Here is a 14,811-nt window from a genome sequence, read left to right on the forward strand (position 1 = left end):
TGATACTGCCGATACGAGCAAATTACGTAGATAATGTCGAAATAAGGCGACACCCTTTAATTTATCGTAAGTCCGGGGTGCCGTAAAGTCAATGGAAAACCGGGGCATGGGCAGGACCGTTACCGTTCATTGACGGAATCCACGGTCTTTCATATAATTTATGTAACCGAGTTTCATATAGTGAAACATCCTAAGGAGAGTGGATGCCGGATGGAAGACCGGAAGCTAACGGTTCGCGCCGTCGAAAGGGCGCTGGATATATTGATGTGTTTTACGAAAGGAAGCGATTTGGGGTTAACGGAGATTGCCGGCGAGATCGGCTTACATAAAAGCACGGTGCACCGTCTGATGACCACGCTGGAAGAGCGTGGATTCGTCGTGCGCGATCCGGCGACGGAGAAATACCGCTTGGGCTTGAAAATATGGGAGCTGTCGGCGCATTTGTCGCATAACGACGATCCGGCCGTTCTGCTGCTGCCACTGATGGAGCGGCTGCGCGACCGGTTGGGGGAAACGGTCAGCCTCTATTTGCGCGACGGCAACGACCGGCTGCGCATCCAGGCCGTGCAGAGCAATCAGGCGATCCGGCGGGTGGCCCAGGTCGGGGCGCGGTTGCCGCTGTATGTCGGGGCGTCCAGCAAGGTGCTTGTCGCCTATTCCGACGAGCCGGTGACGCGGGCGGTCCTGGACAGCCCCGACTGGCCGGCAGGGCTGGACCCGGCGGCTTATGTGTCCCAGTTGCGGCAGGTCCGCGAGCGCGGATACGCCACCAGCTATGAGGAACGGGAGCCGGGGGTTTCCGCCGTCGCCGCGCCGATCTTCGACCGGAGCGGCAAAATCGCCGCCGCCTTGTCCGTGTCCGGGCCGGTCAGCCGCCTGACGCCGGAACGGCTGGAAGAATACGGCCCGGTGCTGATTGAAGCGGCCCGGGAGATGGGAATGATGATCCAGGGCTGATCCCGTTGGCCCGTTGGCCCGTTGGGGCAGCACCTATGGCAAATAGGAGTAGTAAGTGCAAAAAGTACATTTAAATGGGCGGGATTTGCGGTTGAGCGGAAAATAATTGCGAAAGGTACAACTAAAGCTGCTGAAGTCAGAGAGGGGTTCCGGCTAGACCTGTTTAACTGCATGGTTTGCAATTAGATGGCAATTATCGCTGCCCACCTTCCGGATAAATGTAGAAAATGCAACTATCTTCATACGAAACGCCCGTTTGTTGCGATATGCCGGAAATTTCCGGAAAATTCAGCTATCCTTCTATAACTTCGCCACTAGCGTTGCATCAAGTCTTATCCGACAAGTTACATTTTCTAGTCACACAACTATTCTAGCAACGGTTGCCACAAGCGCTATTTGTTCCAAGAACCTTGATTTCGAATTCTAACGGTTGCCATCACGCTTATTTCACTGAAAATCGGCTAATTGCGCATAAGATCAGGCAAATAACGGCCATCACAAACGTTAGAGTTTTGAAGAGGTCTTTTTTCGGAAAATAACCGCTGCTGCAACCGTTAGATTTCCGGCTTACCCTATTTTGATTCGAAAACCTAGCCGTTTCAAACAACGCCGAAATCGGTAACCTTGAAACCGTATGTGTATAAGAAAACGGACAAGGGGCAGAAAAAGGAATACATGAAAGAGCTGCAAATGAAGGTTTCAATCGACGCCAAGAACGCAGCCCGGTAAGCCAGACCATAAGCTAGACGCGGCAAAAGCCCAAAGGCCGTCCCGACAGTAAATTTGACTGTTTTGGGACGGCCTATTCCTATTTGCTTTATTTCACGCTATGAATCCAATTTGCAATATCGTCGATGATGGCCTTGGACACATTGGAAGGCTTGCCGTATTCGGTCCCGGTGGACAGGCCGTCATATTCGGCGAGCAGATGGTTCACCTTGGGGTAAGACTTGAACTCGACGTCCCCACGGTTTTTCAGCGCCGTTTCCCAGCCCTCGAATTGCTTCATCGTCACCTGCCAGTCGTTTTCGCCCTGCAGCACGAGCATCGGCCCGGTTTGCGTTTTGGCGAGTTCGGCCGGCACGTAATTTTTCTGCTCGAACCACCAGTAGGCAGGCTGCAGCGGGAATTGTTCAGGCATATGGTCAACCGTATATTCAGGGTCGTTGACCATATCGGCGATCGACGTATACATCGCGGCTTGCTGCTCGTACAGCGTCGAATCAAGCCCTAGCTGTTTGACGCGGCGGACCAGCTCGGCCTGCTGCTCGGCCAGCACGTTGGCGAATTTGCCGCTTGGAGCGGACAGAAGAATCGTTCCGGCGATGCCTCCATCCGGGGCGGCGGCGCTGATCAGCGGCATGGCGTAGCCGCCCTGGCTGTGGCCGGCGACGAAAATGCGGGAGTCATCGATGCCGGACGTGTTTTGCAGCAGTTTCACCGCTTCCAAAGCGTCGTCAACGCTTTCCTGCTTGAGCGTAAATTTCGGATCGGCCGCCACCTTGAAGGAATGCTCGTAGGTCACTTTGTCGTACCGCAGTACAGCGATGCCCTTGGCGGCGAGACCGGCGGCCAGATCGCGGAACGGCTTGGCCCCCAGAATCGTGGCGTCGCGGTCGTGCGGGCCGGAGCCGTGGACGAGCACAACCGCCGGGAAGGGGCCTTCTCCCGCAGGCACGGTTAAGGTGCCGGGGAGCGCCATCGGGCCGCTTCCGATGGTAACTTCCCGTTCGCTATAAGCCGCGGGATTGTCGTAAGCCGGCTTTTGATAAGCGGAAGCGGAGGCCGCGGCGATGTATAAATCATCGATCTTCCCGTTCTGATCCAGACGCAGCGTAACTTGAAACGGAACGATGGTGCTTTGGAAAGAGTACGTTACATTCCGGTGCACCGTGTTCAAGCTTTCGCTTTTGGCTGGTTCGCCCGCTGTTTTGCCGAACATGGCCTCGTAGTTGCTCCACAGCCGGTCCAGCAGGGCGGCCGGCAGCGCATAGGCGGATGCTTCGCTTACGTACTCGGCGGCTTTGGCCCCGTCTCCGGCCTGCAATGCTTCGAGGAACAAATCGGCCGCATCCTCCGTTTGCCCGTTATCGCCGGTGAGCGCTTTGGCGATCAAACCGGCGTCGGCCAGCGTCCGGCCGCCGGAGAGGCGGACCGGCTGGTTAAGGGCGACGGTTTCGCCATCCAGAACCGCCCGGTCCGAGCCGGCCTCAAGCTTCAGGACATGGCTGCCTTTTGTTACGGTTATCGTGCGGGTGCTTTGTTCCCACGATACCTCGGCGCCAAGCTTAGTTGCGGTTTCTCTTACCGGTTCAAGCGCCGCGCTGCTTTGCTCGGCGGCCAACGCGGATGCTGTGGGCACGGCGAGGCTTAAAGCCAGGGTAGCGGCAACGGCGTGTTTTACTTTTTTGGGATGTTTGTTCATCATCGTCTCCTCCTTGGGATTTACCTCTTAATTCATTTATTTGGCCGGTCAGTTCTTGAAAAACAGGCTGGAACCGATAATCACGGCGGCGATGCCGGCAAGCACAAACCAACCGACCGGGTTTGCGAAGTTGAGCGTCCAGCCGATGCCGGATCGTTTTTCCACAAAAACGGAAGGGTCCTGCGGGTTGAAATAAAACGCTCCGAGCTTCCAATAGCGGTCATCGTTCAGCGGCGCGGCCGCCGAAGCTTCGGCCGATCTTCCCAGCCGGCTTCCGCCTTGGCCCGTTGCAACAGACAGCACCATCGCAAACAACACGATAAAAACCGGAACAATCAGGCTGACGAGCGTGACGATGTTTGTGTCAAGCGGATGAAGCATATTAACCTGTATAAACGAAAACATGAATACAAGCGCCAATGACGACAAAATCGTAAACAGCGACCATCTGCGGCGAAAGGCCGCATTTTGCCGGACCGATTGCTCGGGGTTGCCGGCGTGGATTTGCTGCTTGCTCTTTTGAATGCTCCAGTTGACGAACCAGAACAACAGGGTCATGATCGCCTGCATGACGCTAGGAAACAGGACGACGCGGTACGATTTGGCCGCGCTGCTGACGACATTGCCCGCGAAATCGAACTTCATGGCGACCGGATCGGGAACGGCCTCGTAGTTCATGAGCATGATTGCGGCGCTTACGGCTATGATCAGGACATGAATCAGAAACCATCTGCCGGAAAAAGTCAGCTTTTGCCGGTGAAATCCGGTGTCCACCGCCAACAGAGCTTTATGCGCCTGGACGGAAGGAAGCGTCGGACGGATTTTTTTCATCCGGAAATAAAAGCTTATATTCAGCAAAATCGAAACGACGATCGTAACCGTGACAAATATGGCGAATACTCCGCCTTGCCCGTTCCCTTCTACGCTTAGCATCCCGGCGATGCAAAACAGAAGCAGGGCCGTATAGATCGCGCAGCTGAGGACGGCGTACTGCTTGCGCATCCGGCGCAACGGTTCGCTGCGATATTGCTCTTCGCTGACGGACACCCCGAAGCTGACCGTTTCCCTCGTCAAGTAGGGCATAAAAGCGAGTGAAGCCAAAAGCGGCACAAACATCAAGATCAGCATCAAAGCGGACATCCATTGCATCTTTATTCGCTCCTTTCGGATTGGGTAATTTCGTGGTGAATGCGTTCCACCATCTGCAGAAGCTCTTCCTTGTTCATGCCCCGGCAAATGGCTTCCGCCACAATCGGCCGCACTTCCCGCTCCTGCTTCTCCAGGAACTCCGCGGTAACCGGCGGCATGCCGACGGGATCGACGACGACGCCTTTTTGGCGGTGGATTTGAATGTAACCTTCCTGCTTCAGCAGGGTATAGGCCTTGTTGACCGTATGCAGGTTGACGCCGATATCGGAGGCCAGGCTGCGCACCGAGGGGAGAGGTTCCCCCAATTTCAGCTTGCCGCTGGCAATCCCTTCGATGATTTGGTTCACCAGCTGCGTATAAATGGGAACCTCCGACTGCAAATCCAATTTCATGATCAAGGGTAAGGCATCTCCTTTGTTACAACTGTTATAGTTATAATATAACACGTGGAACTAAAAATTGAAAGAGCCAGGTCTTGCTATTCCCGTATCGTCCTGTAAAAGGTATGATGGTCCTAATTAGCATGAAGTGGAGGCGGTAGCTATGGCAGCTTACAGACAGCGGACAAATTTACCGGGGAGGATAACCCCTGCTTGTCCATAAACAGCGTGGTTCCTTCCGTAGATGAGGGGGATCGCCAGATGACGCACAAAGTACCCCGAGAAAATAAAGAGCTGGAGCAGCTATGCAAAGATTTTGACCAGTCCGGGTTAATCATATTCCGGACGGTACGGCTGTGATTCATGATTTCTGCGTCCTTCCTGCCTGTCAGGGAAAAGGCTTCGGGCGGGAAATTCTTTCGCAAACCGTGCGGCTGCTTCTTGGGAAAAAGCTGCCCCGCATTCGTCTGAGCGTGATCACGCAAAATCAAAACGCGTTAAGCCTGTATCAAAAGGCCGGATTCGCAATTACGGCGGAGTTTCACTATTACGTAAGCAGCTTAAACGATATATAATCTAAAAAACAAAAGCGCGAGTTGCAAGGGGCGTTCAGCCCTTCGCACTCGCGCTTTATCATTCAAACTTTTATCTCGGAGATTTCCGCAAAAATCACACGCCTGCCGCGATCATCTGCCGCAGCACGGTTTGCAAAATACCGCCGTTGTGGTAGTAATCGACGTCGACCATACTGTCGAGGCGGGCGATGACCGGGAACTGGAACGTGCTGCCGTCCTGGCGGGTCGCCGTTACGGTCAACTCCTGACCTGGCTTCACGTCATTGCTAAGGCCGGCGATATCGAACGTTTCCGTGCCGTCGATACCCAGCGTTTTCCAGCTTGTGCCTTCCTGGAACTGCAGCGGCAGAACGCCCATGCCGACCAGGTTGCTGCGGTGAATCCGCTCGAAGCTTTCGGCAATGACGGCTTTGACGCCCAGCAGGTACGTGCCTTTGGCCGCCCAGTCGCGGGAGCTGCCGGTGCCGTACTCTTTGCCGGCGATGACGACGAGGTTCTGGCCGTTCGCCTGGTATTTCATCGAGGCGTCGTAGATCGACATCACTTCACCCTCCGGAAAATATTTCGTTACGCCGCCTTCCGTGCCCGACGCTACCTGGTTGCGGATGCGGATGTTGGCGAACGTGCCGCGCATCATCACCTCGTGGTTGCCGCGGCGGGAGCCGTAGGAGTTGAAATCCTTGCGCTCGACGCCGCGCTCGCTCAAATAGCTGCCCGCCGGGCTGCTTGGCGAAATGTTGCCGGCCGGGGAAATATGGTCGGTCGTCACGGAATCGCCGAGCAGGGCCAGTACGCTCGCACCGCGAATGTCGGCGATATCGGACAGGCCTTCGCCGATCTTCTCGAAGAACGGCGGGTTCTGGATGTACGTCGATTTTTCATCCCACTCGTACAGTTCGCCTTGCGGTACCGGAATCGCGTTCCAGCGCTCGTTTTGCGTAAACACATGCTCGTATTTGCGGCGGAACATATCCGGGCTTAAGGATGCGGCGATCGCTTCCTTGATTTCCGCCGAAGACGGCCAGATATCCTTCAGATATACCGGCTGGTTGTTCCCGTCGTAGCCGATCGGATCGTTTTGCAGGTCGATATTGACCGTGCCGGCCAAAGCGTAAGCGACGACGAGCGGCGGGGAAGCCAGGTAGTTGGCTTTCACCTGAGCGTGCACGCGGCCTTCGAAGTTCCGGTTGCCGGACAGCACCGCGGCCACGGTCATGTCGTTATCGGCGATCGCCGCGCTGACTTCCTCCGGCAGCGGACCGGAGTTCCCGATGCAGGTCGCGCAGCCGTAACCGGCGACGTGGAAGCCCAGCGCTTCGAGCGGCTCGATCAGGCCGGCTTTTTGCAGGTACTCGGTTACGACGAGGGAGCCCGGCGTCAAGCTGCTCTTCACGTAGCCCGGCTTTTTCAGGCCGCGTTCGACCGCTTTTTTCGCCAGCAGGCCGGCGCCCACCATAACGCTCGGGTTTGACGTGTTCGTGCAGCTCGTAATCGCCGCGATCACGACCGCGCCGGTTTTCAGCTCGCTGGTGGAACCGTCCGGATGTTTGACCGCCACCGATTGCCCGATTTTGTCCTCGCTGAGGCCGTATCCGCCTTTATCGATCGGCGTGCGGATGATGCTGTTAAAGCTCTCCTTCATCGCCGTCAATTCGATGCGGTCCTGCGGGCGTTTCGGTCCGGCCAAGCTTGGTACGACCGTGCTGAGGTCGAGCTCGATCAGGTCGGTGAACACCGGATCTTCCGTGTCGTCCGTGCGGAACATGCCTTGCGCTTTGTAATAATCTTCAACGAGCGCGATTTGCTCCTCGGAGCGTCCGGTGCTGCGCAGGTAGGACAGCGTTTCCTGGTCTACCGGGAAGTAGCCGATCGTCGCACCGTATTCCGGAGCCATATTCGCTACGGTAGCGCGGTCGGCCAGGCTGATGTTCGACAGGCCCGGGCCGTAGAACTCGACGAATTTGCCGACGACGCCTTTTTTGCGCAGCATCTGCGTAACCGTCAGCGCAAGGTCGGTCGCCGTTGCGCCTTCGGCCAGACTGCCGGTCAGTTTAAAGCCGATGACTTCCGGAGCCACGAAATACAGCGGCTGGCCGAGCATGCCGGCTTCCGCTTCGATCCCGCCAACGCCCCAGCCGACGACGCCAAGGCCGTTGATCATCGTCGTATGGGAGTCCGTGCCGACGAGGGAATCCGGGAAGACGAACGTTTCGCCGTTCACCGTTTTGGTCGCCGCTACGGATGCCAGGTACTCCAGGTTGACCTGGTGCACGATCCCCGTGGCCGGCGGCACGGCGCGGAAGTTGTCGAACGCCGTCTGCGCCCAGCGCAGGAAGCGGTAGCGCTCCTCGTTGCGTTCGAATTCAACCTTCATGTTGTATTCGAGCGCTTCCGGGGAACCGAAGGCGTCGACCATGACGGAGTGGTCGATAACGAGATCGACCGGCACGAGCGGGTTGATCCGTTTCGGATCGCCGCCGGCTTTCTTTACGGTGTCGCGCATGGCGGCCAGGTCGACGACGACCGGAACGCCGGTAAAGTCCTGCAACACGATGCGAGCGGGGATAAAAGGGATCTCTTTGTTGTCATCGCGGCCCTCGCTCCAGCCGGCGATTTGCTTCACATGCTCCTGGGTAATGGCTCTGCCGTCAAACTGGCGGACAGCCGCTTCAAGCAACACTTTAATGGAAAACGGCAGTTTGGAAATTTTGCCGAGTCCCTGTTCTTCCAAGGACTGCAGGTTGAAGTAACGGTAGCTTTTGCCGCCGACTTCAAGCGTACGGGCTGCGGAGTTAAAATCGTTCGCTGACATAAATGTACCTCCTTGTTTCATTAGGTGAAACATAATTTCAAAAATAACCGCTTCATTTAGTATACCGTCCCTGACCTGGAGAGTAAAGAACTTTTTGCGGCCGCCCCCGCCTGATTTTGCCGAATTGACGCGGTTGAATGGGCTTTCATGGCCGCCTTCGGGGAACATACTCCCGTACGGGCGTTCATATACTTGGAACTAATGGAAAAGGAGGCGTGAACAGTGGCGGAAGAATGGAGAAAGACGTTGTCCATATATGTGAACGAACAGAACCAGGATGAAGTGGATTACCGGACGCCGAGCGCAGGAACGGTCGTAACCGACCTGGATTACCTGCTGCGGCGCGGAGAGCGCAAACGGAAGCTGGACATGTGGTATCGCAGCCGGGGAGCGGCGCCGCTGCGCTGTGAAACGCGGGCCAAGCTGGTGCGGGAAATCGAAAAACGGGAAGACGAGATCGAAGTCGATCTGCAGCTGTTGAAAAAAATATATTACGAAAAAGGCGGGGCGCGGCACCAGGAGGAGCGGATCGAAAAGCAGCGGCTGACGCTGCAGCGCGACGGGGCGGGCTGGGTCGTCTCGCGCGTGGAGCTGCCGGTGCCGGAGCGCCATCCGTCGCTGCCTTTTCCGGCGCCGGACGAAGCCGGGGAAGGCCGCAGGCCGGCGGCGCCGCGCCCGTTCTTAAACCGCGAGCTGCTTGGGGGGAGCCCGCCAAGGGGGATTGCTTACCGGCGCGAAGATGCGGTGCTGTACGCCGACCGGTGGTGGGACGGGTTCAACCCGGAATTCGCCGCTTTTGAAGTCGACTGCACCAATTATATCTCGCAATGCCTCTTTGCAGGCGGAGCCCCAATAAACTATACTGGAAAAAGAGAATCGGGCTGGTGGTACAAAGGTTACGTCGGCGGACGGGAAGCCTGGAGTTACAGCTGGTCCGTGGCGCATGCGCTGCACGGCCATCTCGCCCGCAGCGACGCCGGGCTGCGCGCCGAAATCCGCGAACGTCCGGAGCAGCTGGAGCTGGGGGATGTGATCATCTACGACTGGGACGGCAACGGCAGGTTCCAGCACAGTACGATCGTCACCGCCTTCGACGCCGGCGGGATGCCGCTGGTCAACGCCCATACGACGCCAAGCAAACACCGCTATTGGGACTACCGGGATTCCTACGCCTGGGGCGAAAATACGGTGTATCGTTTTTTTCATATCGCGGACCGGTTTTGAAAGTGAGGGTTTAAAAAGTCGGCTTTTCAGCACCAAGAAGGTTGCATAACAAAAGAAAAGAGGTTTACCCATGGGACAGGACAAATTGACCGTAGGGCTTATCTACGGGGGCAAATCGGGAGAACATGAAGTATCGCTGCAGACGGCCTTCGCCGTTTCGCAGGCGTTTAATTACGATAAATACGAGTTGCTTCCTTTTTATATCGACAAACAGGGAAAATGGAGCGTGGGCGGCAAGCTGTCGGCTCCGTTCTCGGCGCTCGAGGAGCTGAAGCTGGAAAGCGGCGCGGGCGATACGGCGGCGGCGATGAGCCTGCTGTTCGGAAAGCTCTCGACCGGCGAGTCGGCCATCGACGTAGCGTTTCCGCTGCTGCACGGGACGAACGGCGAGGACGGGACGATTCAGGGGCTGTTCGAAATGGCCGACCTGCCTTATGTGGGGGCCGGCGTGCTCGCTTCGGCCGCGGGGATGGATAAGGTCATCATGAAAAAGCTGTTCGCCGAAGCTGGCCTTGCGCAGTGCAAGTATTGCTACTTCACCGCTTCGGAATGGGAGCGGGCAAGCCATACGCTGGTCCAGGGCATCGAGGATAAGCTTGGCTACCCATGCTTCGTGAAGCCCGCCAATCTCGGCTCCAGTGTGGGCATTTCCAAAGCGAGAACGCGGGACGAGTTGATGAATTCGATCGCGATCGCGCTTCGTTATGACGTGAAGGTGATCGTCGAGGAGTTCGTCGACGCCCGCGAGGTGGAGGTCGGGGTGCTCGGCAATGACGAACCTTTGCCGTCCGTCCCGGGGGAAATCGTCTCTTCCGGTGAATACTACGATTACCAGGCCAAATATTTGGACGGCAAATCGCAAATGCTTATCCCGGCACCGCTGGACCCGGAATTGGCCGAACGGATCCGGGACCTGGCCGTCAAGGCGTTCAAAGCGATTTCGGGGAGCGGGCTTTGCCGCGCCGATTTTTTTGTGCGGAAAGCGGATCAGGCGATATGGATCAACGAAGTCAACACGATGCCGGGTTTTACCCCGTTCAGCATGTACCCGCTGCTGTGGCGTGAGACGGGGGTGTCCTATGAAACGCTGCTGGACCGCTTGATCGGGCTGGCGCTTGAGCGCTACGAAGCCCGGCAAAACCTGGAGTTCGAGAGCGGCGTGCTTTAAGTTCGAGTTCAAAAAGTCGGGTTTTCAGGACCGAAGCGTATGCTTACGATGTGCGTTTTTTCAAAACACTGTAGGTCGGATGAAGCTAGGGACTGAGTAGCGGAGCGTAGGTGAGCCTACGTGAGCAACGGAAGGCCCGGCTGAATTCAAGATTCGACGCCGAACCCTCTTCATGAACGGCTTCGTCATGGAAAGATGACTTTTTGAACAACCGCTTTAACCTTAACCAATCTAAGGAAGGAAGTGAGCCGATGGGTTTTCAAACGGAATTCAACTCCGTCTGCAAATTCAAAAATGAGCAGGAACTGTATGAACTGCTGGAATATGGCCGCGGCAAAATGCTGAAGCAGGGGCTGCGGGTGTTTCCGACCGGGCAAAAGGTGATCGCCTATACGCCCGGCAACAAGGCGGTGGCCATCGTCAAAATCACCGCCTGCGTCGCCGAAATCAATTTCAATGGAGAGGAAGTTACATCGGTGGAGCTGGAGCTGGTGCGCCAGCTGACGGAAGAAGAGTCCAAGGTACAGACGGCTCTGGCTTACGAGATGTTTTTCGGAGAAACGTCCGCTTCATGATCGTGCGCTTTGGCTATGTGGCCATGTCGACCGTCATCAAGGACGCTTCGCCGTCGAAAACGATGACGTTCAAAACGTTCCAAAGCCTGGCCGACCGGGACGCCGCCATCCGGCGCCTCGAGCGGATCGCCGCGGAAAATCTGCACAATACGCTGCGGCTTCTGCGGCATAACGTAGCGAGCGACATCCGGGTCTACCGCTTCTCCTCGAAGCTGATTCCGCTGGCAACGCATGAAGCGCTGTCGGACTGGAATCCTTACGAAGCGCTGCGGGAACCGTTTGCCGCCGTGGGGAACTACGTAAAGGAACAGGGGCTTCGGGTGTCTTTTCATCCCGATCATTTTACGGTGTTCAGCACGCCGCGGCCCGAAGTGCTTGAATCCTCCATCCGCGATCTGGAATACCATGTCGCTATGTTTGAAGCGATGGGGCTGAACGCGCGGGCCAAAAACAACATCCACGTGGGCGGAGCTTACGGGGACAAGCCGGCGGCGGCCGAACGCTTCCAGGCCAATGTCGCGGCGCTGCCGGACCGCATCAAGCGGCGGCTGACGTTGGAAAACGACGACAAGACGTTTAATGCCCCCGAGACGCTGGAGCTGTGCGAAGCGCTTGGGGTCCCGATGGTGCTTGATATCCATCACCAATGGGTGAACAACGCCGGCGAGACCCTGGCCGAGCTGTGGCCGCGGGTAATGGCGACGTGGTCTGCGCCGTACGCCCAGGCGGATTCTCCGGCGGACGACCCGCTGCCGCCGAAGATTCACGCGTCCAGCCCGAAAAGCGCCGGCGACCCGCGCGGGCATGCCGACCATGTCGCCGCCGGGCCGCTGCTCGATTTTCTGCGCAGCATCGCGCCTTACTCCGAGCGGGTGGACGTCATGCTGGAAGCAAAACTGAAGGACGGCGCCTTGTTCGCGCTGATGGAGGAGCTTAAAGATTACAGCGGAGAAGGCGTGGAGGTGCTGGACGGGGCTACCGTGCGGATTCGGCCTTAAAGATGGGACAAGCTCCGGCGGCGCATCCCTTGAAAAAAGCCGGCAAATAAGGTAAGTTGTACAAAATGAAGTGTCTTTATTGAGGAGGATCATGATGGGTGATTTATTGGCAGGTAAAAATATTATCGTGATGGGGGTTGCCAACGAGCGCAGCATCGCTTGGGCGATCGCCCAAAGCCTTGCGGAGCAGGGCGCGCGCCTGGCGTTTACATACGAAAGCGAACGCGTGGAAGGCCGCGTGCGCAAGCTGGCCGAAACGATTCCGAATTCGCTGATTCTGCCGTGCAACGTAACGGTGGACGCGGAGATCGACACGCTGGCGGAAGCGCTGCGCAGCGAGTTCGGCGTGCTGCACGGGCTCGTGCACAGCATCGCGTTTGCCAAAGCCGAAGATTTGGCCGGCGATTTTGTGGACACCTCCCGCGAAGGCTTTGCCCTGGCCAACGATATCAGCGTGTACTCGCTCGTGGCCGTGTCGCAGCGGCTTGCGCCGCTGATGACCGAAGGCGGCAGCATCATGACGATGACGTACATGGGTTCGGAGCGCGTGATGCGCAACTACAACGTGATGGGCGTGGCCAAAGCGGGGCTGGAGGCATCGGTGCGCTATTTGGCGAACGATCTCGGCCCGAAAAACATCCGCGTCAACGCGATTTCCGCCGGTCCGATCCGCACTTTGGCGGCGAAGGGCATCAGCGACTTCAACTCCATCCTGAAGCAGGTGGAGGAAAAGGCGCCGCTGCGCAAAACGACCGAAACCGCGGAAGTAGGCGATACGGCGATGTTCCTGCTCAGCCATCTCTCCCGGGGCATTACCGGGGAAGTTATTTTCGTGGATGGCGGCTACAATATCGTCGGCGCTTAAACCGCCGCATTTCATGAAGAAGAAGTTCGTTTCCGGCGGGGCCTTGAAGAGGCCCGCTCCGGATGCGAACTTTTTGCATATGGGCGGCCCGGGCGTGCCCTGCACGCCTGATGCGTAAACGGTGCGAAAAAGGGAAAAAGGACGCAACTTTGCCCTTTGCGGGACGTATAGATTTACGGGTGAAGCATTACAAGTTTAAGATGAAGGTAGAGTGAAACCATTGGAATCAAATCCGAAAGTACCATATGTGGTGGGCAGTAAAAGCCCGACGGCCGTGGCGATCAACTGCGCATCCAAGGCGGGGGAATGGATCAAGAGCAAGCTCGGCGGTTACGGCGAGCTCGGCACGAAGCTTTCTTCGCGCGATTTGGTGACGGATGTGGACAAAGGCGCCGAAGCGATGATCCGCAAGCTGATTTTGACGCACTTCCCGGATCACAGCATTCTTGGCGAAGAGGGAGTCGCTCCCGGGGCGGCGGCTTCGGAGGCCGCGCTCGCCGCGGCCAGCGAAGCGGAATATTTGTGGATCGTCGATCCGATCGACGGCACGACCAATTTTGTGCACGGCTTTCCGTTTTTTTGCGTATCGATCGCGCTCGCTTACCGCGGGGAAGTTACCGTCGGCGTCATTTATGACCCGATGCGCGACGAGTTGTTTTTGGCGGAAAAAGGAAAGGGCGCTTATATGCACGGTCAAAGATGCAAGGTCTCGGCGGAGCCGATGCTTGCGGACAGCGTGGTGGCGGTCGGCTTCAACCCCGATCGGGAGTTTGCGCTGCCGGCGAATATGCGCGGCCTGAACGCCTTGTCCGGGGAGGTTCGCAGCCTGCGCGCCGCCGGCTCGGCCGCCCTGCACCTGGCCTATGTCGCGGCCGGCCGGCTGAGCGGATATTATGAAGTAGGGCTGAATGCCTGGGATGTTGCTGCGGGCGCGCTGATCGTCGCGGAATCGGGAGGAATAGTCACCGATACCGTAGGCAACCCTTATCACATCGGCGTACGGCACCTGGCGGCCAGCAACGGCAAAATCCACAACGAACTGCTGGGGGTTTTGAAGAACGCGGACGCCACGGGGATGTAGAGCTTACCGGCTCATAAGGCCGATTTGCCGGGGGCTGGCGAGTCATAGCGCCGGTGGGCAGCGGCACGGTGGGTACGGTGGATACGGTGGCTCGTCATCCCCATAGCTGCAAGAGGTTAACCGATACAGCCAATTTAACCGGAAGGAGTGTCCAGGAATGAGCGATCATAAAGAGTTGGAACGTGAGCTCAGCGAGATGCTGACGGAAGGGGAATACGGCAGCGAGGAGGAGCGCCGGAAGGAGGAGCGGAGACGGTTGTCTCCAAGATACGAAATCCGGGTCCAGACGACGCTGGATCCGATCGTAGAGGAGACGCTTGCTTACCGGAAAATGGCCAAGGAGCTCGACGGAAGGTACGACGACTACTTGAAAAAAGCCAAGCGTGCCGACGGGAAGAAGGAATAACCCCGGCGGATCGGCCCGGCTGCGGGAAGGGCGGCTGTGCAAGGCGTCTGGTAAGCATTGTACATGATGTCGGCGTCGTGCAAGGTGTCCGGAAGGCGTTGTGCAAGATGTCGGTGAAGGCGTTGTGCAAGATGTCGTACAAGGCACTGCCAAGGTGTCCCGGAGAAGACGGGTTGCCGGCTCATCAAACTGCCGG

The 14,811-nt window shown here is 57.4% G+C and carries 13 protein-coding genes; 9 read left to right on the plus strand and 4 right to left on the minus strand.

The features are described 5' to 3' along the window. Window positions 1–210: 210 nt before the first annotated feature. Window positions 211–957 carry an IclR family transcriptional regulator gene (locus NYE74_RS27825; RefSeq protein ID WP_036626188.1) on the plus strand — a complete coding sequence of 249 codons (747 nt, stop codon included), beginning with the start codon at window positions 211–213 and terminating at the stop codon, window positions 955–957. An 817-nt stretch (window positions 958–1,774) separates the two neighbouring features. Here the strand turns inward: NYE74_RS27825 and NYE74_RS27830 are convergent. The 3 genes from NYE74_RS27830 to NYE74_RS27840 are packed head-to-tail and all read right to left on the minus strand — an operon-like array spanning window position 1,775 to window position 4,929. Continuing rightward, window positions 1,775–3,382 (minus strand): alpha/beta hydrolase family protein, encoded by a 1,608-nt coding sequence (locus NYE74_RS27830; protein WP_341005354.1) that lies wholly within the window; start codon window positions 3,380–3,382, stop codon window positions 1,775–1,777. Between the two features lie 48 nt (window positions 3,383–3,430). Continuing rightward, window positions 3,431–4,531 carry a DUF1648 domain-containing protein gene (locus NYE74_RS27835; RefSeq protein ID WP_036626182.1) on the minus strand — a complete coding sequence of 367 codons (1,101 nt, stop codon included), beginning with the start codon at window positions 4,529–4,531 and terminating at the stop codon, window positions 3,431–3,433. Between the two features lie 2 nt (window positions 4,532–4,533). Continuing rightward, window positions 4,534–4,929 carry a GntR family transcriptional regulator gene (locus NYE74_RS27840; RefSeq protein ID WP_124333259.1) on the minus strand — a complete coding sequence of 132 codons (396 nt, stop codon included), beginning with the start codon at window positions 4,927–4,929 and terminating at the stop codon, window positions 4,534–4,536. A 338-nt stretch (window positions 4,930–5,267) separates the two neighbouring features. On the opposite strand from NYE74_RS27840, the gene NYE74_RS27845 reads away from it, so the two are divergent. Beyond that, entirely contained in the window at window positions 5,268–5,486 is a 219-nt protein-coding gene (locus NYE74_RS27845) for a GNAT family N-acetyltransferase (RefSeq protein WP_036626176.1), read from the plus strand. A gap of 94 nt (window positions 5,487–5,580) precedes the next feature. Here the strand turns inward: NYE74_RS27845 and acnA are convergent, their stop codons facing one another. Beyond that, the gene (gene acnA, locus NYE74_RS27850; protein WP_213510793.1) at window positions 5,581–8,298 is read right to left on the minus strand and encodes an aconitate hydratase AcnA; all 2,718 of its coding nucleotides are present in this window, start codon (window positions 8,296–8,298) and stop codon (window positions 5,581–5,583) included. Between the two features lie 222 nt (window positions 8,299–8,520). Here acnA and NYE74_RS27855 point away from each other — a divergent pair, with 222 nt between their 5' ends. The 7 genes from NYE74_RS27855 to NYE74_RS27885 all read left to right on the plus strand — a co-directional run bounded on the left by NYE74_RS27855 (window position 8,521) and on the right by NYE74_RS27885 (window position 14,615). Next, complete coding sequence (locus NYE74_RS27855; RefSeq protein ID WP_341005355.1) at window positions 8,521–9,522, plus strand: amidase domain-containing protein; 1,002 nt, start codon at window positions 8,521–8,523, stop codon at window positions 9,520–9,522. A gap of 70 nt (window positions 9,523–9,592) precedes the next feature. Next, the gene (locus NYE74_RS27860) at window positions 9,593–10,690 is read left to right on the plus strand and encodes a D-alanine--D-alanine ligase (protein WP_036626167.1); all 1,098 of its coding nucleotides are present in this window, start codon (window positions 9,593–9,595) and stop codon (window positions 10,688–10,690) included. A gap of 251 nt (window positions 10,691–10,941) precedes the next feature. Then, entirely contained in the window at window positions 10,942–11,265 is a 324-nt protein-coding gene (locus tag NYE74_RS27865; RefSeq protein ID WP_124333258.1) for a hypothetical protein, read from the plus strand. After that, a complete protein-coding gene (gene uvsE / locus NYE74_RS27870) occupies window positions 11,262–12,263 on the plus strand; it encodes a UV DNA damage repair endonuclease UvsE (RefSeq protein ID WP_124333257.1) in 1,002 nt (333 codons plus the stop codon). Before NYE74_RS27865 ends, uvsE begins: the two co-directional genes overlap by 4 nt. Window positions 12,264–12,357: 94 nt before the next feature. Continuing rightward, the gene (fabI, locus tag NYE74_RS27875; RefSeq protein WP_036626160.1) at window positions 12,358–13,128 is read left to right on the plus strand and encodes an enoyl-ACP reductase FabI; all 771 of its coding nucleotides are present in this window, start codon (window positions 12,358–12,360) and stop codon (window positions 13,126–13,128) included. A gap of 211 nt (window positions 13,129–13,339) precedes the next feature. Beyond that, entirely contained in the window at window positions 13,340–14,209 is an 870-nt protein-coding gene (locus NYE74_RS27880) for an inositol monophosphatase family protein (protein WP_124333256.1), read from the plus strand. A 157-nt stretch (window positions 14,210–14,366) separates the two neighbouring features. Further along, a complete protein-coding gene (locus NYE74_RS27885) occupies window positions 14,367–14,615 on the plus strand; it encodes a hypothetical protein (RefSeq protein ID WP_124333255.1) in 249 nt (82 codons plus the stop codon). The last annotated feature ends 196 nt before the right edge of the window (window positions 14,616–14,811 follow it).

This window comes from Paenibacillus sp. FSL P4-0127 (assembly GCF_038007325.1).
GTDB classification, from domain to species: domain Bacteria; phylum Bacillota; class Bacilli; order Paenibacillales; family Paenibacillaceae; genus Fontibacillus; species Fontibacillus macerans.

What these genes read in the sequence shown, in the direction of transcription:
- NYE74_RS27825 (WP_036626188.1), top strand. Translation starts at nt 211, where the DNA reads ATGGAAGACCGGAAGCTAACGGTTCGCGCCGTCGAAAGGGCGCTGGAT.
- NYE74_RS27830 (WP_341005354.1), bottom strand. Translation starts at nt 3,382, where the DNA reads ATGAACAAACATCCCAAAAAAGTAAAACACGCCGTTGCCGCTACCCTG.
- NYE74_RS27835 (WP_036626182.1), bottom strand. Translation starts at nt 4,531, where the DNA reads ATGCAATGGATGTCCGCTTTGATGCTGATCTTGATGTTTGTGCCGCTT.
- acnA (WP_213510793.1), bottom strand. Translation starts at nt 8,298, where the DNA reads ATGTCAGCGAACGATTTTAACTCCGCAGCCCGTACGCTTGAAGTCGGC.
- NYE74_RS27860 (WP_036626167.1), top strand. Translation starts at nt 9,593, where the DNA reads ATGGGACAGGACAAATTGACCGTAGGGCTTATCTACGGGGGCAAATCG.
- NYE74_RS27865 (WP_124333258.1), top strand. Translation starts at nt 10,942, where the DNA reads ATGGGTTTTCAAACGGAATTCAACTCCGTCTGCAAATTCAAAAATGAG.
- uvsE (WP_124333257.1), top strand. Translation starts at nt 11,262, where the DNA reads ATGATCGTGCGCTTTGGCTATGTGGCCATGTCGACCGTCATCAAGGAC.
- fabI (WP_036626160.1), top strand. Translation starts at nt 12,358, where the DNA reads ATGGGTGATTTATTGGCAGGTAAAAATATTATCGTGATGGGGGTTGCC.
- NYE74_RS27885 (WP_124333255.1), top strand. Translation starts at nt 14,367, where the DNA reads ATGAGCGATCATAAAGAGTTGGAACGTGAGCTCAGCGAGATGCTGACG.